This window comes from Staphylococcus sp. MZ3, assembly GCF_018622755.1.
Lineage (GTDB): Bacteria > Bacillota > Bacilli > Staphylococcales > Staphylococcaceae > Staphylococcus > Staphylococcus aureus.
Genome location: NZ_CP076026.1, coordinates 491,557 through 514,253, shown reverse-complemented (window position 1 = coordinate 514,253; position 22,697 = coordinate 491,557). Strand labels below are relative to the sequence as shown.

General features: G+C 35.5%; 21 protein-coding genes, 2 rRNA genes and 1 pseudogene. All 24 read right to left on the bottom strand.

The genetic code is table 11. The annotated features are described in order from the left end of the window. Window positions 1–307: 307 nt before the first annotated feature. Complete coding sequence (locus KI230_RS02365; RefSeq protein WP_000157650.1) at window positions 308–961, bottom strand: 50S ribosomal protein L25/general stress protein Ctc; 654 nt, start codon at window positions 959–961, stop codon at window positions 308–310. A 149-nt stretch (window positions 962–1,110) separates the two neighbouring features. Then, entirely contained in the window at window positions 1,111–2,076 is a 966-nt protein-coding gene (locus tag KI230_RS02360; protein WP_000933774.1) for a ribose-phosphate diphosphokinase, read from the bottom strand. A gap of 146 nt (window positions 2,077–2,222) precedes the next feature. Continuing rightward, window positions 2,223–3,575, bottom strand: a complete 1,353-nt coding sequence (gene glmU / locus KI230_RS02355) for a bifunctional UDP-N-acetylglucosamine diphosphorylase/glucosamine-1-phosphate N-acetyltransferase GlmU (RefSeq protein WP_214958309.1) — start codon at window positions 3,573–3,575, stop codon at window positions 2,223–2,225. A 22-nt stretch (window positions 3,576–3,597) separates the two neighbouring features. Then, a complete protein-coding gene (locus KI230_RS02350; RefSeq protein WP_001789654.1) occupies window positions 3,598–3,729 on the bottom strand; it encodes a hypothetical protein in 132 nt (43 codons plus the stop codon). 189 nt (window positions 3,730–3,918) lie between these two features. After that, window positions 3,919–4,221: a septation regulator SpoVG gene (gene spoVG, locus KI230_RS02345; RefSeq protein ID WP_000868999.1), complete on the bottom strand. Its 303-nt coding sequence runs from the start codon at window positions 4,219–4,221 to the stop codon at window positions 3,919–3,921. A gap of 71 nt (window positions 4,222–4,292) precedes the next feature. Then, window positions 4,293–4,673 (bottom strand): annotated as a pseudogene (locus tag KI230_RS02340) (RidA family protein). Window positions 4,674–4,689: 16 nt separating this feature from the next. Next, the gene (gene purR, locus KI230_RS02335) at window positions 4,690–5,514 is read right to left on the bottom strand and encodes a pur operon repressor (protein WP_001269643.1); all 825 of its coding nucleotides are present in this window, start codon (window positions 5,512–5,514) and stop codon (window positions 4,690–4,692) included. A gap of 13 nt (window positions 5,515–5,527) precedes the next feature. Further along, window positions 5,528–6,376 (bottom strand): 4-(cytidine 5'-diphospho)-2-C-methyl-D-erythritol kinase, encoded by an 849-nt coding sequence (gene ispE, locus KI230_RS02330; protein WP_000638870.1) that lies wholly within the window; start codon window positions 6,374–6,376, stop codon window positions 5,528–5,530. Between the two features lie 309 nt (window positions 6,377–6,685). Continuing rightward, window positions 6,686–6,949, bottom strand: a complete 264-nt coding sequence (gene veg, locus KI230_RS02325; RefSeq protein WP_001126664.1) for a biofilm formation stimulator Veg — start codon at window positions 6,947–6,949, stop codon at window positions 6,686–6,688. A 99-nt stretch (window positions 6,950–7,048) separates the two neighbouring features. After that, complete coding sequence (gene rsmA, locus KI230_RS02320) at window positions 7,049–7,942, bottom strand: 16S rRNA (adenine(1518)-N(6)/adenine(1519)-N(6))-dimethyltransferase RsmA (protein WP_000886501.1); 894 nt, start codon at window positions 7,940–7,942, stop codon at window positions 7,049–7,051. A 10-nt stretch (window positions 7,943–7,952) separates the two neighbouring features. Beyond that, on the bottom strand, window positions 7,953–8,489 hold the full coding sequence (rnmV, locus tag KI230_RS02315) for a ribonuclease M5 (RefSeq protein ID WP_000700080.1): 537 nt from the start codon (window positions 8,487–8,489) through the stop codon (window positions 7,953–7,955). A 166-nt stretch (window positions 8,490–8,655) separates the two neighbouring features. Then, entirely contained in the window at window positions 8,656–9,429 is a 774-nt protein-coding gene (locus KI230_RS02310) for a TatD family hydrolase (protein WP_000904312.1), read from the bottom strand. A 30-nt stretch (window positions 9,430–9,459) separates the two neighbouring features. Continuing rightward, a complete protein-coding gene (metG, locus tag KI230_RS02305) occupies window positions 9,460–11,433 on the bottom strand; it encodes a methionine--tRNA ligase (RefSeq protein ID WP_001051129.1) in 1,974 nt (657 codons plus the stop codon). Between the two features lie 284 nt (window positions 11,434–11,717). Further along, window positions 11,718–12,557, bottom strand: coding sequence for a 16S rRNA (cytidine(1402)-2'-O)-methyltransferase (rsmI, locus tag KI230_RS02300; protein WP_000279917.1), 840 nt, complete (start codon window positions 12,555–12,557; stop codon window positions 11,718–11,720). Between the two features lies 1 nt (window position 12,558). Continuing rightward, on the bottom strand, window positions 12,559–12,807 hold the full coding sequence (locus tag KI230_RS02295; RefSeq protein WP_000377064.1) for a GIY-YIG nuclease family protein: 249 nt from the start codon (window positions 12,805–12,807) through the stop codon (window positions 12,559–12,561). Continuing rightward, a complete protein-coding gene (locus tag KI230_RS02290; RefSeq protein ID WP_000910696.1) occupies window positions 12,800–13,525 on the bottom strand; it encodes a tRNA1(Val) (adenine(37)-N6)-methyltransferase in 726 nt (241 codons plus the stop codon). The genes KI230_RS02295 and KI230_RS02290 overlap by 8 nt, the downstream gene beginning before the upstream one ends. Window positions 13,526–13,798: 273 nt before the next feature. Beyond that, complete coding sequence (yabA, locus tag KI230_RS02285; RefSeq protein ID WP_000375686.1) at window positions 13,799–14,146, bottom strand: DNA replication initiation control protein YabA; 348 nt, start codon at window positions 14,144–14,146, stop codon at window positions 13,799–13,801. A gap of 16 nt (window positions 14,147–14,162) precedes the next feature. Next, window positions 14,163–14,966 (bottom strand): PSP1 domain-containing protein, encoded by an 804-nt coding sequence (locus tag KI230_RS02280; protein WP_001134197.1) that lies wholly within the window; start codon window positions 14,964–14,966, stop codon window positions 14,163–14,165. Next, entirely contained in the window at window positions 14,967–15,893 is a 927-nt protein-coding gene (locus KI230_RS02275; protein ID WP_000344336.1) for a DNA polymerase III delta subunit-related protein, read from the bottom strand. It abuts the gene before it with no gap. Window positions 15,894–16,106: 213 nt separating this feature from the next. Further along, a complete protein-coding gene (gene darA, locus KI230_RS02270; protein WP_000781979.1) occupies window positions 16,107–16,436 on the bottom strand; it encodes a cyclic di-AMP receptor DarA in 330 nt (109 codons plus the stop codon). Between the two features lie 27 nt (window positions 16,437–16,463). Then, the gene (gene tmk, locus KI230_RS02265; protein ID WP_001272126.1) at window positions 16,464–17,081 is read right to left on the bottom strand and encodes a dTMP kinase; all 618 of its coding nucleotides are present in this window, start codon (window positions 17,079–17,081) and stop codon (window positions 16,464–16,466) included. A 1-nt stretch (window position 17,082) separates the two neighbouring features. Then, window positions 17,083–18,420, bottom strand: coding sequence for an aminotransferase class V-fold PLP-dependent enzyme (locus tag KI230_RS02260; RefSeq protein ID WP_000812832.1), 1,338 nt, complete (start codon window positions 18,418–18,420; stop codon window positions 17,083–17,085). A 625-nt stretch (window positions 18,421–19,045) separates the two neighbouring features. Next, window positions 19,046–19,160: ribosomal RNA gene (rrf, locus tag KI230_RS02255) — 5S ribosomal RNA — on the bottom strand. 72 nt (window positions 19,161–19,232) lie between these two features. After that, window positions 19,233–22,154: ribosomal RNA gene (locus KI230_RS02250) — 23S ribosomal RNA — on the bottom strand. Between the last annotated feature and the right edge of the window lie 543 nt (window positions 22,155–22,697).

The window sequence follows — 22,697 nt, the reverse complement described above, 5'->3', positions numbered from 1 at the left end:
TGTTTACCTCCAACATAATTGTTTCATTTATTATTATAATGACAACATCCATTTTCCGCCATTGCCATCAATTATCATTATTCTTTAGCTTAGTAAGTATGTATTTTAAAATCGAGTACATTAAAATTTTTATGATGTATCATTGTTGAGTTTAATGTCTTTTACTCACTAAAATTAATTAAACTTTAGTACAAAGTAATAAAGTTTAATTAAGCTTTATAATAACACAAAAAGCACCATGCTTATATTAAAATAAGCACAGTGCTTGTTAAACAAAGTATAAAAACTTTAATGTAACAGATTAAAATTACTCTTCAGTTTTTTCTTCGTCTTCTTTGCTTTCGCCAACAACTTCTGGTTCTTCAGTTTGTTGTTCGCCTTCCATAGCTTCGATTTCTTCTTCAGTTGGTTCTTCAGTTGGAGCAACTACTGTTACTACTGATTCAGCTGAATCGTTTTCGATTTTGAAGTCGCCAGTTACTTTAACATCAGCAACAGTTAAGCTGTCGTTAATGTTTAATTCAGTAATGTCTACTTCGATTGCTTCTGGAATATTGTCTGGAGTAGCAGTTACTTCTAAGTTGAATAATGGTTGTTCAACTACGCCGCCTTCTTTAGCGCCTACTGCTTCACCAACTAATTGAACTGGTACTTCAACAGTACGTTCTTCACTCATATTGATTGCTAAAAAGTCAATGTGAGTAATTTGGTTTTTAAGTGGATCGAATTGGTAGTCTGCAACCATAACTTTGATAGTTTTAGAACCAACGCCTAATTCGATAACACCGTTACGACCTACTTCACGGATAACTTTGATGAATTCTACTTCATCAACTTTAACTGACACGTTTTTAGTACCGTAACCGTATACTACTGCTGGTACTTTACCAGATTTTCTTAATTGTTTAAGATCTGAACGTGTTTGCTTACCTTGACGGATGATTGACTTTAATGAAGCCATTCTCATTTCCACCTTTCATTTTTGCTCAAAACGAGCACCTCACTTACCCATCAACATCATCGTTGCTTGCAAGTGTTTATTTATTCGTATAATCACGAACGAAACTATTATACACGTTTGGAATATGTTCGTCAAACGCCTTTTAAATATTAGTCAAATAATACGCTAACTGATTCTCTTTCGTATACACGAATGATAGCTTGTGCGATTAAACCAGCAACAGATAATTCTTTAGTGTTAGATGGTTTGCGATCTTCATCTAAATGAATTGAGTTTGTTACGATTAATTCTTTTATAGCAGAATTTTCGATACGTTCTTTAGCCGGTCCTGATAAAACAGGGTGTGTACAACAAGCATATACTTCTTTAGCACCTTTATCTTTTAATGCTTGTGCAGCTAAAGTGATTGTACCTGCTGTATCAATAATATCGTCAATAATAATTGCCGTACGTCCTTCAATCTCACCAACAATGTTCATCACTTCAGCAACATTTGGTCTAGGACGACGTTTATCTATAATTGCAATTGGAGTTTTTAAAATGTCAGCTAATTTACGTGCACGTGTAACACCGCCATGGTCTGGTGAAACAACGACACATTCTTCTGGGTTAATATTCGGATCATCTTTGAAATGTTTAGCAAGAATTGGCACACCCATTAAGTGGTCAATTGGAATATCAAAGAATCCTTGAATTTGTGGTGCATGTAAGTCTAACGCAATCATACGAGTTGCGCCAGCTGTTTCGATTAAGTTTGCAACTAATTTAGCAGTGATTGGCTCACGGCTACGGGCTTTTCTATCTTGTCTTGCATATCCATAATATGGCACTACAATATTGATTGTTGCTGCAGAAGCACGTTTACAAGCATCAATCATAATTAATAATTCCATTAAATGTAGATTCACAGGATATGATGTTGGTTGAATAATAAATACGTCACAACCACGAATACTCTCTTCGATATTAATTTGAATTTCTCCATCACTAAAACGTTTAACTGAACATTTACCTAGTTCAATTCCTACTTGGTCAGCAACTTCTTGCGCTAATGCTTCGTTTCCTTTCAATGAAAAAATCTTTAATGACGAATTCTTATATTCATTATTTAACATTTATAGTCCTCCAATTATTTACTTACGCAATTACTATTATATATAAAATGTAACTCCATTACTATGCGAATCATTAAATCATAAAGATTACATTAATATTACATAGGATTATCCTTTTATCCTAGCCATTTTAAATACGTAAATGATTATTTCCTATATCCTTCTTTTGTTGTTTGTCTTGCTCTTGCCACAGCTAAACTGTCATTTGGTACGTCATCTGTGATTGTGGAACCAGCTGCCACCAATACATCATCACCAATTGTTACAGGTGCTACTAAATTAACATTGCAACCTACAAATGAATCTTTGCCGACGATAGTTTTAAATTTATTTTCACCATCATAGTTAACTGTAATCGTTCCGCAACCAATATTAGTACGTTCGCCAATTACAGCATCGCCAATATAACTTAAATGTGAAACCTTAGCACCATCTTTAAGATCTGCTTTTTTAATTTCTACAAAATTTCCAACCTTAACATCTGCACCTAATTGCGCGCCTGGTCTCAATTGCGCAAACGGTCCGACCTTAGTATTCGCTCCTACGCTAGCATCATTAACAACAGACTGTTGAATACATGCACCATTTTCAATCGTACTATTGTTAATTTCAGAGTACTGACCAATAACAACATCTTCGCCAATTTCTGTACGACCATTAATTCGTACGCCTGGTTCAATGACTGTATCACTACCAATTGTAACGTCTGGACCAATATAAGTGCTGTCAGGATCGATGATTGTCACACCATTTAGCATGTGATAATGATTCGTACGACGTTGCATCGCCTTCTCAGCCTGACTAAGCATTACACGATCATTTACACCCATGATTTCTTCAACATCATTGGTACGATAGACTTCTACGATGCCGCCATCATTTAAAATTAACGACAATACATCAGGGAGGTAATATTCACCTTGCGCATTATCATTTTTCACTTGTGTTAATTTTTCAAACAACGTTTTATTATTAAACGCAAAAATACCTGAACTGATTTCATTAATATCCTTTTCAGCTTGCGTTGCATCTTTCTCTTCAACTATGCGTTCTAAACGACCTGACGCATTTCGAACGATTCTTCCGTATCCATATGGTTGTTGAATCGATGCAGATAATACAGTTGCTTGAGCATTAGCATCCTCGTGATGCGCAATCAATGTTTCTAATGTTTCCTTTGTGATGAGCGGTGTGTCACCACATACAAAGATCGTCGTACCTTCCTTGTCTTCTAAGTGTGATTTCGCCATTTGCACTGCATGCGCAGTACCGAGTTGTTCCTCTTGAAAACTGTATAAAGAACGCTCGCCTAAATGTCCTTTTACACTTTCAGCACCATGTCCTACGATGGTTACAACTTGATCGACACCAGAGCCTTTCACACTTTCCAATACATGTTCGACCATAGGTTTCCCAGCAACCTCGTGTAGCACTTTATACTTTTTAGATTTCATTCTTGTGCCTTTACCTGCTGCCAAAATTATCGCGTGTCTTCGCATGAACATTAACCCCCATTAAATTTTACACTTCGTCATTATTATAATTTAATCTGCAATACTCTTTCAACATATAAAAGGCATTGTTTTTAATTCGTTGTAATTTTAAAAACAACTTTTTTCTTACTTCAAAAATACGAGCATCATTCAAACGCAATTTTTATCAGCAATGAATCAATAATTTTCATATCATCATAATCTGTTAACGTATATATTTATTAGCCTTTCATTAAAAATAAAAAAACATTAATACAAACTAAAAAAACTGCCGACAAAGCTTTATGCTTTATCGACAGTATCAAATCAACTTATTGCAAATGTATTACATCGCTAAATATAAAATTGATTAAGCTTCTTCTGAATCTTCTGATGTAGCGTTTTTATCTGGTACTACTTCATCTGTTTCATCATATACTTTCATCACTGCATCTTGAATTTCTTGTCTCATATCTGAATTAATAGGATGCGCGATGTCGCGGAATTCACCATCTGGTGTACGTTTACTTGGCATTGCAACGAACAAGCCAGAGTTTCCTTCAATTACACGTAAATCATGAATTACGAAAGCTTCATCTAATGTAATGGAAACGAGTGCTTTCATTCGTCCATCTGTTTGTATTTTTCTAAGTCTTACATCTGTCACTTTCATGTAGTGAGCCCCCCTATAGTATATATCTCTCTGTTTTATTTAGAAGCTTGATTAAACATATTAATCGAAAATTATAATTCCTTAATTTTACTTACTAATTCAATTTCTACTTTCACATCTTTTGGCAAACGCGCAACCTCTACACAACTACGCGCTGGCTTGTGTTCATTAAAATATTGACCATACACTTCATTTATTTTTTGGAAATCATTCATATCTTTAATGAAAATGGTCGCTTTCACAACAGAATCCAAATCAGATCCTGCTTCTTCCAAAACAACCTTTAAATTTTATAAAACTTGTTTTGTCTGTGCTTGAACATCAGCGCTTACGATATGTCCATCAATATTCAATGGAATCTGACCAGAAGTATAAACCATACCATTCACAACTGTTGCATGCGAATATGGTCCAAGTGCTTCCGGTAATCTTGTTGTGTTAATGATTTTCATAATACTAAAACTCCTTTTATGAAAACTTAGATAAACTGTTGCCAGGTTCTACGTTAAACTCTTGATTATATTCATCTACATCAGATAATTTCACTAAGGAAGTATAATCTTCAATCAATCTTTGTTTAACTTCTTTTGATTCTACAAGTACTGATACCCCTTTTACATGGGCTTTAAACTCATTCATTAAATTCATAACACCATTAATAGAGCCACCAGCCCTCATAAAATCATCGACAACTAAAACATTTGAATTTTCTGCTAAAGTTCTCTTCGAAAGTACCATTGTTTCTATTTTTCTTGAAGATCCTGAAACGTAATTAATTGAAACTGTAGAACCTTCAGTCACCTTGTTGTCTTTTCTAATCACTACTACTGGTAAATTTAAAATATTAGCAACCGCATTTGCCAATGAAATACCTTTTGTCGCAATGGTAACAACAGCATCTAATTTTTCTTCCATGTAAATACTGGCAATTAACTTACCAACTTTGTTTAGTAGCGATGGATTACCTACCAAATCTGATAAAAATAAATATCCGCCAGGTAACAAACGTTCTTTCTCTTCTAATAGAGTAATGACCTCATTAACAACTTCAGTCGCCTCTTCTTTACTCATCATTGGTTTATACGTAACACCACCACTTGCGCCAGCAGTAGTAATTACTGTACCTAACTTTTCTTTTTGGAATGTATTTTTTATAATTTGGACATCTTCACTTATTGAAGACTTCGCCTGTTTAAATTTTTTCACAAAAAAAGTTAATGGAATCAATTTATTCGGATGGTTCATCAAATATTGCGTCATAAAAACAATTCTCTCGCTTCGTTTATATCTCATCTTTTCAACCCTTCTATCCTAATAGTCTAACTAAGTACACTTCATTACAACAACCGTTAACTGCATTATAAATATTTTTTGCTTGGCTTTCTTTTCGTGCTAGCCCATACACAGTCGGTCCGCTTCCACTCATTAACGCACCATCTGCACCACTTTTCAACATATTATTTTTTAATTTATCGATTTGTGGGTGTTTTGAAACAGAAATTGGCTCTAATCGATTAGACAAACTTTGACATAATTGTTGATAATCTCGATTTTCTAAGGCCTCATAACACATTTTCGTATGTACGTCGTAACGCTTATCTAAATTGATCAACTTAAATATATCTGGTGATGATATGCCTAAGTTTGGTTTAGCAAGAATCACCCAAGCTGAAGGTGGTTTATTTAAAAACTCGATTTTCTCTCCTCTTCCAGTACATAGTGCAGTTTTATTATAAATACAAAACGGAATATCTGTCCCGATTTTACTGCCTAGTAGAGCCAATTCTTCCAAACTCGCCCCTATATCAAAAAGTCGATTCAATCCTCTTAACGTTGCTGCTGCATCAGCCGAACCTCCAGCTAAGCCAGCAGAAACAGGTATTTCTTTATCGATAGAAATTGTTACACCTTGCTTTAGTTGATATTGCTCAATAAATAGTTGCGCTGCACGATATGCGAGATTTTTATGATTAGAAGGCACATAATTATGTTCAATCTCAACAACTATCTTTCGATCTTTTCTTTTATGAAAAGTTAAACGATCATTTAAATCAACTGTTGTCATTATCATTTCAATCTCATGATAGCCATCATTTCTTTTAAAAAGTGTATCGAGCGTAAAATTAATTTTGGCTGGTGCCGTTTCATATATCATTTTCCGCCCTCTTTTCGTTATCTTAATATGATGATTTTAACATAAAGAGAATTAATATTTGACATTTTAATTTGTTTTTTAGTGTTTTTTTAATAAAAAAGTAATTTTCTCCATCTAATTACTTAGTATTTACTTGTATTTGTGTTTATAAATACAATTATCCATTTACTGAAAAATCTATAAGCGAAACATCAGTGTTAAACATTTTGTAAATAAAAAGAGTATTGAACATAATGCCCAACACTCAAATAATTATCATAATATTTACTTCTTATACTAAGAAACGTCTAACATCTCTATATGTCTTATTTAGTGTGCAATTGATTCGTGATGATTATCCTCTTCAAATGAAACTTGAACATTTTCAGTTAACACATCAGTGTATGTATAAGATACTCTCTCAAAGTTGTGTTTGTCTTGATCTAACTCAACAATGAAAACTGACGGATATGTTTCTTTTAAAATTCCAGAACGTTTTATTGTTTTCTTACGGCCTCCATTGGCTTTCAGTACAATACGATTTCCTACATGACAATCAATAGAATTTTTGATGTCCAAAATTGATTTTGGCATATTGCTCCACCTCGCTACAAGTTACATAATACCATATTTGCAGCGTTTTCGTCAAACAAAATTTAAATTTTAACAATAGTGCTTTGCTTTGTCAATCATTTAATTTTCTAATTGAGGGAATTTTTTCTTTTCTTCATACAATTTAGCAAAATCTTGAATAGATAGCGTTTCACCGCGACGTCTTGAATCAATACCTGCTTGTTCCAACCATTGTAAAATCACTTCTTTGTGTTGTTTACCATCTTTAAAATAATTTTGATAGTTATTGTTAATTGTCTTTCTTCTTTGTGCAAATGCTGCTTTTGCTAACTTAAAGAATGCTTCCTCGTTATCTACTGTTACTAACGGTTCAGTTCTCTGCATCAGTTTTACAACTATTGAATCAACATTAGGTGGTGGCATAAATACAGATTTAGGTACCGTTAATACTTTACTAGTCTCTGTATAGTATTGTACGACAATTGATAATGAACCATATGCTTTTGAACCTACTTCAGCATTTAAGCGTTCGCCCACTTCTTTTTGCATCATCACCACGTAGCCATCAATTGGTATATCTTGTTGCATCAAATTTAATAAAATTGGCGTCGTAATATAGTACGGCAGGTTTGCAACAACCATTATTTTTTCACAATCTTGTAAATGATTTTCAACAGCTTCTTTAATATTCGCTTTTAAAATATCTTCATTAATCACCGTCACATTATCATAAGGTGATAGTGTATCATTTAATACAGGTATTAAACGTTGATCAATTTCAAATGCCAATACTCTTTTAGCATGTCTGGCCAATTGTTCTGTCAACGACCCCATACCTGGACCAATTTCAATCACCCCAGTTTGTGCATCAATATCACTTGCATCAATGATATTATTAATGATATTCACATCTATCAAAAAGTTCTGTCCTAAACTTTTTTTAAAATTAAAGCCATATTTATCTAACAACGCTCGCGTTCTTGATGGTGTTGCAATATCTTTATTATCCAACATTTTCACTTCCTCATTCATCTTCTAAAGCTTGCCTTACATCCGCTTCGGTATAACCAAATGCATTTAACTTTTTCAATAACTGCTTACCATTGGAATGGCCGATTCGCAATTTTCTACTTAAAATTTCTCTACGGCGCCTTGCATCTTTCCCAACAATTAACCCCAACTCTATAAGCACAGATTTATCAATTGATTCATAAGCTTCATCAAAGGGTGAACTAACATGCATTAACGCTTCTTTAATATCAATTAAGTCGGCATGTTCAACACCAATTTTCCCTTTTTTATTTTTAGCTTTTTCTCTATCAATATACGCATGTTTAACACCTTTGACATGTTCAGTAATTGTACTTCTAATTTTATCTCCTGGGAAATCTGGATCTGTTAATACAATAACGCCTCGACTTTGTTGAGCATTTCTAATTACTTCTAAAGTTTGTTCGTTGATGGCACTACCATTCGTTTCAATCGTATCACATTCAACAGCTCGTTTAACACGCTCAGTATCATCTCGTCCTTCTACAACTATAAACTCATTGATTTTCATTTAAAACGCCTTCCTACAATTCTTAATTTCAAAGCTCTAACCATCTCTATCGTACGTATTGCACATGCACGATATTTTAATTTAAAAAAGTGAGAAAGAACCATAGCATATTAAACGAATATAGCATCGTTTACATTTATGGCGGTGATCTTTCTCACTTTTAACTTTATGAATTTAAATTAAACAATTTCTCTGCATTTTTAGTTGTTTGTTCGCACACTTCTTCATAAGATAAGCCTTTTAATTCAGCAATTTGTTCAGCTACTAAAGTTACTCTCGCCGGTTCATTTCGCTTCCCTCTATACGGATGTGGCGAAAGATACGGTGCATCGGTTTCAACTAGCAAACGCTCCATTGACACATGCTTAGCAACTTCTTTAGGCTGTTTAGCATTTTTAAATGTCACAGGTCCTCCTAATGAAATATAAAAATTCAGCTTATTAGTTACAATATCTGCAATTTCTGGAGAACCACTAAAGCTATGCATAATCCCGCCTACCTCTTCAGCATGCTCCTCCAATAAGATATCGATACAGTCTTGAGTTGCTTCACGGTTATGAATGATAATTGGTAACTTCAAACGCTTAGCTAAAGCAATTTGCTTTCTAAAAACTTCCTTTTGAACATCTGCAGGAGATTTATCCCAGTGATAATCTAATCCCATTTCACCAATACCAATCACTTTTGGATGCTGAGCTAAAGATTCAATCCATTCCAAGTGTTCTTCTGTAAAATCAATTGCGTCAACTGGATGCCAACCGATAATGCCATATAAAAAATCATACTCATCGATTAATTTCATCGCGCGTTCAATTGTCGATTTGTTAAAACCAACTACAAACATACGATCAACACCTGCTTCTCTAGCACGTGTAATCACTTCACTCAAATCATCATCGTATTGCTCATCATTTAAATGGACATGTGTATCGATTAACATAATTATCTCTCCTAATTTTTAAAAATACAGTTATTTAATCACTGCACCATTTGGAATTGCACTTGGTAAACTTACTAAGGTTAATACACCATCTTTTTCAGCAGATAATATCATACCTTCAGATTTTTGTCCCATTAATTTAGCTGGTTTCAGGTTAGTAACAACTGCTACTTTTTTACCAATAATATCATCTGGTGTATAGAATTTGGCAATTCCTGATACAATTTGTCTTTGTTCAGAATCTAAGTCTACTTGAATTTTTAAAAGCTTATCTGACTTCTTAACATGTTCAGCATCAATAATCGTTGCTGCCTTAATTTCAACTTTATCAAAGTCTTTAATATCAATTTGAGGTTTGCTAGGAATCTCTTCTTTTTCCTCTTCAGTAGCAGGCGGTTGCATTGATTCTTTGATATATGCAATTTCCGCTTCGCTATCCAATCTTGGGAAAATAGGTTTAGGTTGCCCAGTAACCATAATTGACTCAGTAAGCACACCATATTGCTCTAAACTACTAAATTCCATAAATTGAGGATTGTTTATGTTCAATTGTTCAAAAATCTCTTTCGGCGCATGTGTTAAGAATGGACGTAATAATACAGCTGCATAACGAATATTTTCAACTAAGTGAGCCATTACATTGCCTAACATATCTTTTTGGCTATCGTCCTTAGCTAATACCCAAGGCGTTGTTTCGTCAATATACTTATTCGTTCTACTTATAAACTTCCATACCGTAGATAATGCCACAGAAAATTGCAAACTTTCCATGCTTTCAGTGTAGCTTTTCACTGTTTCTAAAGCCATAGCTTCCATTTCTTCATCTAATTCATGAAGTGGACCTTGATACGCTGGTAATTCGCCATCAAAGTACTTATTAACCATAGAAATCGTACGGTTTACTAAGTTACCTAAGTCATTTGCTAGATCGAAATTTGTACGCTCAACAAATGCTTCAGGTGTAAATACGCCATCTGAACCAAATGGTAATTCACGCATTAGATAATAACGTGTAGCATCTAAACCATAGCGATCAATTAAAATATTAGGGTCTACAACATTACCTTTAGATTTACTCATTTTTCCATCTTTCATCAAAATCCAACCATGTGCAAAGACTTTTTTAGGTAACGGTAAGTCTAATGCCATCAATAAAATAGGCCAAATAATTGAGTGGAATCGCACAATTTCCTTAGCCATTAAATGAATATCTGCTGGCCAGTATTTGTTAAATAGTGACTCATCATCTGATAAATAGCCTAATGCTGAAATATAGTTAACTAACGCATCAATCCAAACATAAACAACATGTTTTGGATTAGACGGAACATGGACACCCCAGTTAAATGATGTACGAGAAACAGCTAAATCAGCAAGTCCTGGTTTAATGAAGTTGTTAATCATTTCATTTTTTCTTGATGGTGGTTGTATAAAATCTGGATTTTGGTCATAGAACTCTAATAAACGGTCTGTATATTTACTAATATTAAAGAAATAACTTTCTTCTTTAACTAGTTCAACTTCGTGTCCAGAATCTGGACTTTTGCCACCAATAATTTTACCGTTTTCGTATTGTGGGTCTACTAATTGTGACTCTGTATAGTATGTTTCATCCGGAACAGAATACCAACCTTCATATTCACCTAAATAGATATCACCTTGCTTTAATAAACGTTCAAACACTTGCTCAACGACATGTTTATGACGTTCTTCAGTTGTTCTGATAAAATCATCATTTGAAATTTCAAGCTTAGCCCACAATTGTTTAATTCCAGCAATCATCTCATCCAAATATTCAATTTCTGTCTTACCAGCTTTTTGAGCTTTTTCTTGAATTTTTTGACCGTGTTCATCCGTTCCAGTCAAATAACGAACATCATATCCTTGCATTCTCTTATATCTTGCAATAACATCTCCAGCCACTGTAGAATATGCATGTCCTATATGTAAATTCCCACTAGGATAGTATATTGGGGTTGTTATATAAAATGTTTCTTTAGCCATAACTGTTCCTCCTCGTAATGTCTCACTTCAAATAATATCTAAGATTTCTATGCATTTCAACGGACGCGAACATTTATCTCGTCATCTCATTTTCATCTTATTCAATGTTAAGGTATTTATTACTTTCAATGTATTTATTTTACATTAAAAAACGTCGATGTCATCATTTTTTTATCATAGTCAACATCATTTTATCAGTATCAATGCAAAATGATAACTTACCATTTAAAATTACAGCTTGCGTTTATAAAATCGTTTAAAATTTCATATAATCGATAAAGTGATTAACTTATTTGATGATAAATATTATATACTTCATTCGTTTTAAGTTGTCGTTCTTCAGCAACTTTTTTAATAGCTTGTTTTGGTTTCATCTGTGAAGTTTGAATATAATGATCAACATGCTCATTGATAGATAAATCATCAAACCACGATATCTCATTGTTCGCTTTAGCACCTTCAATTAAGATAACGAATTCGCCTTTCAATGGTACATCGCCTTGCTGAATCAATGCTTGTAATTGTGTTACATCATCAGTTACAATTTGTTCGAACTTCTTAGTTAATTCACGCCCTAGTGATACTTGTCGTGTTGCATCTATCTTTGCAATTGTTTTTAATGTATCTGTCACACGATGCGGTGATTCGTATATAATTAATGTGCTATTTTCATGCATACGTTGCTCTAATACAGCACTTTTTTCTTTCTCTTTTCGTGGCAAAAATCCTAAAAATGTATATACATATGAAGGTAATCCACTAGCCATCAAAGCCGTCAGCCCAGCATTAGGTCCAGGCACAGTCTCTACTTTAATATTAGCTTCTCTGGCTGCCACTACTAATTCGTATCCAGGATCACTAATTAAGGGCAATCCAGCATCAGATACGAGCGCAACGTCAAGACCTAATTCTAACTGTTCAATGATAAAAGCAGTCTGCTTATCCTTGTTATGTTCGTGATATGACTTTAATGGAGTTGGAATATCATAATGTTTACACAGCTTACTAGTTACTCTAGTGTCTTCACAAGCAATCATATCAACACGTTTCAATACATCAACTGCTCTATAAGTAATATCTGCTAAATTACCAATTGGTGTGCCCACTAAATATAATACAGCCATACTATCGCTCCTTAATTAATCGCAATTTCTTTTGTCTGGTATAAGTTTTAATTTCATATTCACGCTTCAATGCTTCAGACTTTGTCTCATACATTTCTTGATAAACTAAATGCACCGGACGTCTTACTTTCGTATATTTGGCTCCTTGACCTCGGTTATGTTTTTCAACACGTGCATTAACGTCTTTAGCGTATCCTGTATATAAACTTCCATCACTACATTTTACAATATATACAAAATGACTATCCATAATATACTTCCTTCATTTCTTCGCTATAATTACCATCTTCATTATAAATATAAAATGGGGGCATGATTTCTAAACCTTGATTTCCACCTTTTCGACCTTCTACAACTATCGTTTGTGCCGATTTCCCTACTTTACTATATATAAAAACGACTTTCTTAGGTTCAATATTCACTTTTCTCATTTCAAACAAGACATCCATTAGTCTATCTGCACGATGTACCATATTTAGCCTGCCACCTTCTTTTAATAAATGACGGGCTGCAATCATGCAATCTTCAAGTGTACACATAATCTCATGTCTCGCTATCTTATGTGCTTCTTTTTGATGTTGGTGTTGCTGATTCTCTTTAAAATAAGGCGGATTACACGTTACTAAAGTATATTGTGAAGGTTTAAATACTTTAGTAACGTTTTTCAAATCCATGTGATGCATTGTTAAATATTCATCAACATCATTGAATTGAAATGTGCGTCGCGCCATATCGACAAGTGTTTTTTGAATCTCAACACCTTCTATATGTCGTGGATGTTTCGCAAACAATAACAAGGGTATCACCCCATTGCCTGAACATAAGTCCAATACAATATCTTTTGTTCTAGGTTTTGTAAAATGCCCTAACAACAAAGCATCCGTTGAAAACGAAAAAACATCATCATTTTGAATAATACTAAAATTTTCTTTGATTAGTTGATCAAATCGTTCATTCTCTTTTAACATTTTTAACTCCTATGAAGACAACCTTTTTCTATTGAGTAATTGAAATCTCTTTTTATATTATATGCCTATCTACATTCGATGTATTTTTGACTTTTAACAGCTACATTTTATAACTAATGATACTGCGCGCACACTTAATAATAACATTTAGTACCGCTATCTCTTATGCAATCACCAAAACTTTATACACAATTAAAGCCTGAAACATGCATTGTCTCAGACTTATCCAAACCATATTCATTTATAATTATAACACTATTTGAGAGTGCTTGATTAATCACTTAAAACTTCTAAACAGAACAGACAATCTTCACCATGTCGATGTTTTCCAAATAATTCGCCTTTACAAATATGAAATCCTTCTCCATACAATATAGCCAAATTATCTTTACTTGGTAATGGCTTTTTCACAGCTTTTGCTGGTTTTGAATTCGCAGTATCAATAGTAGTTGGTTCATCATTGCCCAACACCTTTTTCAAATTATCATTTTCAAGTTGAAGCGCTACATTTTCTTCTACTAATTCAACTGCAAGTGCCTTTAATTCTGAAGTTTCCTTTGAAAGTTGATTGACATTCATTTCTAAACGCATTATTTTTTCAAATATTTCATTGCGATCCAAATGTAATAATGCCTCCTTAATGCATAGTTTCTATTTCTTCTAATTTATATTCAAGTGGCTGTTCATGTCCCTCAAGCTTCACCTGCATAGAAATGTCTAATATATTTAAAGCAACTACTTTCCCGTTACCATCAGGCGTTTCAATTGCTTCACCGATATCAGGTAATTGTGCACGTACTTCCTCATAATAGTCATTTTCATATTTTAAACAACACATCAAACGACCACATGCACCAGAAATTTTAGTTGGATTTAATGATAAATTTTGATCCTTAGCCATCTTAATCGATACTGGTTCAAAATCCCCTAAAAATGTAGAACAACATAACGACCTACCACAAGGTCCGATACCGCCAAGCAATTTGGCTTCATCCCTTACACCAATTTGTCTCAACTCGATACGTGTTTTTAAATGTTGCGCTAATATTTTTACTAATTTTCTAAAATCAATACGATCATCCGCCGTAAAATTAAAAATAACTTTCGATTTATCTAATGTATATTCGCAATTGACTAAACGCATGTCCAAACCTTGTTCTCTTACAATGTCTTTACATAGTATTAATGCATTTTCAGCATCTCGTTCATTACAATTAAATTTATCAATATCTTTGTCATCAGCAACGCGAATAATATTTTTAAGAGGTAACACAACATCCTCTTCAGCAATATCCATTAATGGATTTTTAACAATACCTATCTCTATGCCTCTTTTAGATTCGACAACTACCCAGTCTTCTATATCTACTTGTATATCATTAGGTGTATAATATTCTAATTTTCCCGCTTTTTGAAACTGAACACCTATTACATTTGGCATCTAACTCACACCCTTAATTACGATTTGTTCAAATACAAGCGTTGGATTTACATTTTGATTCAATTTCTTATGTGCTTCCGTCAGTTGATCAAACATCAAAATTAATTGATTAAACGACAACTTTTGCGCATATTGATCAATATCATTTTTTAAATCACTATATATTTGTTTATCCTCTACATTTACCTTTGTATGTATGATATCTTCGAAGAAACCATTCACAGCTGCAATAGTTAAAGATTGCAGTTTTTTATTTTTAGCCTGTTTCAATAAATCAATAATACCTATAAGTGCCATTGGCTTGTTAGTAAGCAACAATTCACACCAACGTATAACTGATTTCCTTAATGCTAATAAATCAAATTCTTCATTTAAAGCTATTGCATTATCTATTTGCGTAGTATAAGTACTAATCATTTCAGCTACTGGCTTAGACATGTTTTGTTCAACTAATCTATTTATAAACTTTTCTTTATCAATAGGCTTGAAATACACATGCTGACACCTTGAATGGATTGTGTCTAAAATTTGCTCAGGTTTTGTAGACAATAAAATAGCAATCGTATTGTCCGGTGGTTCTTCAAGAAATTTCAAGATACTGTTTTCCCCTTGAACAGTTAACTTTTCAAAGTCTTCAATGATGTACACTTTATTTGTGCTTTCTATAGGAAGTTGATTCATATGACGCACAAGTTGTTCAACTTGTTCTTTCTTAATTGCATTCTCAGTTGTTGATATATACATAAAGTCTGGATGATTATATGTACTAACCTTTGTTTCACATTGACTATCTGTTTGACATAAAATAAGCTTTGCAAAATTAATCGCAACTTGTTTCATCGTTTGTGCATCATCACCTTCAAATAAATAGGCATGCGATAATTTATTTGAATGATATGCATTCGTCAATTGTTGCTGTTCATCCATTCATTACAAACTCCCTTTTGCTTTTATATAAAAAGGTTGCCAAAGAGCAACTAATTACTGCAACAATAGCGACCATGATTTGTGATTATTTTTAGAACCACAAAAATCAAATCTATTGGCATCTGAACTAGTCGCAGTCAAGCAACCCAAAATTGTTAATAACTTATTAATACACTATTTTAAGTATCTCTAATTGATGATTGTATTATAGAATTAAAATTGATGGAATGCATCAACTGGCATAACAAATACAGTAGCACCGCCAACTTCAACTTCAACTGGATATGGAATGTACGAATCCGCACTGCCTCCCATAGGTGTAATAGGTGAAACCAACTGTTCTCTATTACCACACGTTTGATTAATCACAGACAATATTTCATCTACACGGTCATCATTGACACCACATAAGAATGTTGTATTACCCGCTCTTAAAAACCCACCTGTTGTTGCCAATTTTGTTGCTCTAAAGTTATTTTTAACAAGTTGATCTGCAAGTTCCTGACTATCTTGATCTTGTACGATCGCTATAATCATTTTCATTTTATAACACCTCTTCTAACAATTATATCATATCTTTTCTAAATATTTGATGATAGTTTGATACGTGTCTTCAACAACATTTTCAAGAGGTTGATCTGCATTAACGCTTTTGAACCGTTGTGATTCATTATGAATGATTTCTTGGTAACCTTCAATTACTTTTTCGTGAAACTTTAAATCTTCTTGATCTAATCTATTTTGATCTCTTGAATTTTTAATAATACGTTCGCGACCTACTTCAGCACTAACATTTAAATAAATCGTCAAGTCTGGATATAATCCATTTATTGCAAATTCGTTTAATGCTCTTACTTCTTCAACGCCAATCCCTCTAGCATAACCTTGATAAGCTAATGAACTATCGATATAGCGATCACACAACACAACCTTACCTTCTTTTAAAGCTGGTATGACCTTTAATACAAGATGTTCTCTTCTAGATGCAGCAAATAACATTGCTTCAGTTCTAATGTCCATATCATTGCCTTCTAATACAATTTTACGTATTTCTTCACCAGTAGGAACACCACCTGGTTCTCTAGTCATAATGACATCATAATCTTTTACTAATCTATGGTAAACTTCATTAATTACAGTTGTTTTTCCAGAGCCTTCTGGGCCCTCAAAAGTTATAAAAGCTGACATTTTATTCATCCTCAACTAAAATTTTATTATTTTTAATTCCTTCAACTATCATTCCAGTTTCCAGATATTCATTTACCAATTCTATCATATTTTCAGTTATTGTTTCTCCTTTGAAAATAATAGGAATCCCTGGCGGATACGGGACAATATGTCGCGCCAGAACTTTACCTTTTGCCTTTTTCAAATCACACCAAGTAACATATTCAAAGCGTTTTGGTTTATAGTTACCTTCAGTTGTTAAAAGTTGTGTTTGTTTAACTTTAGAAACTGATTTTTTCGGTAAAATCATATCTTCAATTTTACGTAAAAGCGAATCAAATAAATACGTATCATCATGATGCCATAACGGCAATATCGCTAATGCTTGATAGTCGTCCGCTAATTCTAAATAGATATGTGCATTCATAAACCAATTTTGAATATCATGACCTGTAAAACCTTCATATTTTATCAGCAACTTCAACGGATCATCAACTTGAAGCATTTCAAAACCCTTCTTCTCCAAACATTCGATTAATTGCGCTCTCTTATCAAAAAACACGGTACTATCATATGTTTTATAGAACTCGGCAGCTGACTCTAAACTAGCCATAATCAAATACGAAGGACTAGATGTTTGGAAGTAGCTTAGATATTCTATAATAGTTTCTCTATAAGGTGCATTTTTATGAATATAAAGTACCGAGCCCATCGTTAAAGCTGGTAACGTTTTATGAAAAGATTGAACAACATAGTCAGCTTGATAATTTAATGTAGAATCTGGAAATCCTTGCAATCCAAAGTGCGCGCCGTGTGCTTCGTCAATGAGTACAGGAATATTTAATTGGTGCAAAGATTTGATAACCTCTTCTACATTAAATGTTTCACCGTAATAGTTAGGATAAGTCAACACAGCAAGTTTGTGACCGTCATTATTCAAACGGCTTAAATTAACTTTATTATAATGATTCGTTAACGGACTTTGATGCGTTTCAATAAAATGCCCTTCTTGTTGGCTAATATCGAGCGCATGTAATACAGATTTATGTACATTTCTTGCCATTAAGATATCGCCTTTTTTCTGTGAAAAAGACTGGATGACAGATAATATTCCTGAAGTGGTGCCATTCACTAAGAAATAAGCATCATAATCTGAATGTTTCTCCACCTGCTTCATACTTTCCAAAATGACTTCTTCAGGATGATGTAAATCATCTAATCCAGGTATTTCAGTTTTATCCATTGTCATTGATAATTGAGATAAATGACCGATAGTCATATTTTTATGACCCGGAACATGCAAAGAAATCGCTTCTTCTTGATTTAAACTTTCTAATTTATTTAAAATAGGTTGCTTCATGATATACGCTTCCTTTATTTACACTGTTTTGGAATTAGTTACTTTCAAAAGTATTAATTATATAGTAACACTTCTTTGACAAAAGTTAGTGTTACTTATGCAATAGCTTGTCTATTGTATAATAATTAATTTCCTTTTTGTATTTCGATTTAAAAAATATTAGACATAAAACCTAAAAACAGCAGTAAGATGATTTATGATTAAAAACTATCTTACTGCTGTTCACTTTTTATAATACTTCTGAATGTCTTCACTTATACTTCTAGTCACAGATTTAAACAATCAAAAGTGCACATTATTAAAATATCATTTCCAAAACTCAATGCGGCTCATCGCATCCATTTCTTGCCTAGCAACGTTCTACTCTAGCGGAACGTAAGTTGGCTACCATCGTCGCTAAGAACCTTTCTTGACTTGTGACAATCGCTTGCTTCTTTCCTCTTCTTCGGCTCTCGCTTACTCATTTAGCTCTACTAAACTCGTTGCGCTCTTTTCTCGTTTCGTCAGATTCAAACGTTTTCACTTCGCCAAGCCATTTTTCTTTGTGTTTACTTTTTATTTTGACGTTTTAGACATAAAAAAAGAGACCTTGCGGTCTCAATGCGGCTCATCGCATCCATTTTTTGCCTGGCAACGTTCTACTCTAGCGGAACGTAAGTTCGACTACCATCGACGCTAAGGAGCTTAACTTCTGTGTTCGGCATGGGAACAGGTGTGACCTCCTTGCTATAGTCACCAGACATATGAATGTAGATTATACATTCAAAACTAGATAGTAAGTAAAAGTGATTTTGCTTCGCAAAACATTTATTTTGATTAAGTCTTCGATCGATTAGTATTCGTCAGCTCCACATGTCACCATGCTTCCACCTCGAACCTATTAACCTCATCATCTTTGAGGGATCTTATAACCGAAGTTGGGAAATCTCATCTTGAGGGGGGCTTCATGCTTAGATGCTTTCAGCACTTATCCCGTCCACACATAGCTACCCAGCTATGCCGTTGGCACGACAACTGGTACACCAGAGGTATGTCCATCCCGGTCCTCTCGTACTAAGGACAGCTCCTCTCAAATTTCCTACGCCCACGACGGATAGGGACCGAACTGTCTCACGACGTTCTGAACCCAGCTCGCGTACCGCTTTAATGGGCGAACAGCCCAACCCTTGGGACCGACTACAGCCCCAGGATGCGATGAGCCGACATCGAGGTGCCAAACCTCCCCGTCGATGTGAACTCTTGGGGGAGATAAGCCTGTTATCCCCGGGGTAGCTTTTATCCGTTGAGCGATGGCCCTTCCATGCGGAACCACCGGATCACTAAGTCCGTCTTTCGACCCTGCTCGACTTGTAGGTCTCGCAGTCAAGCTCCCTTATGCCTTTACACTCTATGAATGATTTCCAACCATTCTGAGGGAACCTTTGAGCGCCTCCGTTACCTTTTAGGAGGCGACCGCCCCAGTCAAACTGCCCGCCTGACACTGTCTCCCACCACGATAAGTGGTGCGGGTTAGAAAGCCAACACAGCTAGGGTAGTATCCCACCAGCGCCTCCACGTAAGCTAGCGCTCACGTTTCAAAGGCTCCTACCTATCCTGTACAAGCTGTGCCGAATTTCAATATCAGGCTACAGTAAAGCTCCACGGGGTCTTTCCGTCCTGTCGCGGGTAACCTGCATCTTCACAGGTACTATGATTTCACCGAGTCTCTCGTTGAGACAGTGCCCAAATCGTTACGCCTTTCGTGCGGGTCGGAACTTACCCGACAAGGAATTTCGCTACCTTAGGACCGTTATAGTTACGGCCGCCGTTTACTGGGGCTTCGATTCGTAGCTTCGCAAAAGCTAACCACTCCTCTTAACCTTCCAGCACCGGGCAGGCGTCAGCCCCTATACATCACCTTACGGTTTAGCAGAGACCTGTGTTTTTGATAAACAGTCGCTTGGGCCTATTCACTGCGGCTCTTCTGGGCGTTAACCCTAAAGAGCACCCCTTCTCCCGAAGTTACGGGGTCATTTTGCCGAGTTCCTTAACGAGAGTTCGCTCGCTCACCTTAGAATTCTCATCTTGACTACCTGTGTCGGTTTGCGGTACGGGCACCTATTTTCTATCTAGAGGCTTTTCTCGGCAGTGTGAAATCAACGACTCGAAGACACAATGTCTTCTCCCCATCACAGCTCAGCCTTAACGAGTACCGGATTTGCCTAATACTCAGCCTTACTGCTTAGACGTGCAATCCAATCGCACGCTTCGCCTATCCTACTGCGTCCCCCATCGATTAAAACGATTATAGGTGGTACAGGAATATCAACCTGTTATCCATCGCCTACGCCTGTCGGCCTCAGCTTAGGACCCGACTAACCCAGAGCGGACGAGCCTTCCTCTGGAAACCTTAGTCAATCGGTGGACGGGATTCTCACCCGTCTTTCGCTACTCACACCGGCATTCTCACTTCTAAGCGCTCCACATGTCCTTACGATCATGCTTCAACGCCCTTAGAACGCTCTCCTACCATTGTCCAAAGGACAATCCACAGCTTCGGTAATATGTTTAGCCCCGGTACATTTTCGGCGCAGTGTCACTCGACTAGTGAGCTATTACGCACTCTTTAAATGATGGCTGCTTCTAAGCCAACATCCTAGTTGTCTGGGCAACGCCACATCCTTTTCCACTTAACATATATTTTGGGACCTTAGCTGGTGGTCTGGGCTGTTTCCCTTTCGAACATGGACCTTATCACCCATGTTCTGACTCCCAAGTTAAATTAATTGGCATTCGGAGTTTGTCTGAATTCGGTAACCCGAGAGGGGCCCCTCGTCCAAACAGTGCTCTACCTCCAATAATCATCACTTGAGGCTAGCCCTAAAGCTATTTCGGAGAGAACCAGCTATCTCCAGGTTCGATTGGAATTTCTCCGCTACCCTCAGTTCATCCGCTCACTTTTCAACGTAAGTCGGTTCGGTCCTCCATTCAGTGTTACCTGAACTTCAACCTGACCAAGGGTAGATCACCTGGTTTCGGGTCTACGACCAAATACTAAACGCCCTATTCAGACTCGCTTTCGCTACGGCTCCACATTTACTGCTTAACCTTGCATCAAATCGTAACTCGCCGGTTCATTCTACAAAAGGCACGCCATCACCCATTAACGGGCTCTGACTACTTGTAAGCACACGGTTTCAGGTTCTATTTCACTCCCCTTCCGGGGTGCTTTTCACCTTTCCCTCACGGTACTGGTTCACTATCGGTCACTAGAGAGTATTTAGCCTTAGGAGATGGTCCTCCCAGATTCCGACGGAATTTCACGTGCTCCGTCGTACTCAGGATCCACTCAAGAGAGACAACATTTTCGACTACAGGATTATTACCTTCTTTGATTCATCTTTCCAGATGATTCGTCTAATGTCGTCCTTTGTAACTCCGTATAGAGTGTCCTACAACCCCAACAAGCAAGCTTGTTGGTTTGGGCTCTTCCCGTTTCGCTCGCCGCTACTAAGGGAATCGAATTTTCTTTCTCTTCCTCCGGGTACTAAGATGTTTCAGTTCTCCGGGTGTGCCTTCTGATATGCTATGTATTCACATATCGATAACATGACATAACTCATGCTGGGTTTCCCCATTCGGAAATCTCTGGATCAAAGCTTACTTACAGCTCCCCAAAGCATATCGTCGTTAGTAACGTCCTTCATCGGCTTCTAGTGCCAAGGCATCCACCGTGCGCCCTTAATAACTTAATCTATGTTTCCACCATTTTTATAAGTCAAACGCTCACATACGGCTTCGTTTTCATTATTTTAAATGCTCATTTACATAAGTAAACTCTGCTTTAAAATAATTTAACTCATTGTCTGCTAAACGTTTTCTTTTATAAAAAGATTTAAACGCGTTATTAATCTTGTGAGTGTTCTTTCGAACACTAGCGATTATTTCTTATGAATTCAAGCTTATTTAAAACTCTTTATTCACTCGGTTTTGCTTGGTAAAATCTATATTTTACTTACTTATCTAGTTTTCAATGTACAATTTCTTTTTAGTCAAGCGCTCGCATACTGCTTTATTTTCAAAAAATCAAATGCTCATTTACAAAAGTAAACTCCGCTTTAATTTTTCTTAATGCATTGTCTGACAACCGCTTTCTTTAAAAAGAATAGATTGTCAAGCGCTCGCATAAGCAATATCACTTTAACCAAAAAATATTTGAATGTTAAATAAACATTCAAAACTGAATACAATATGTCACGTTATTCCGCATCTTCTGAAGAAGATGTTCCGAATATATC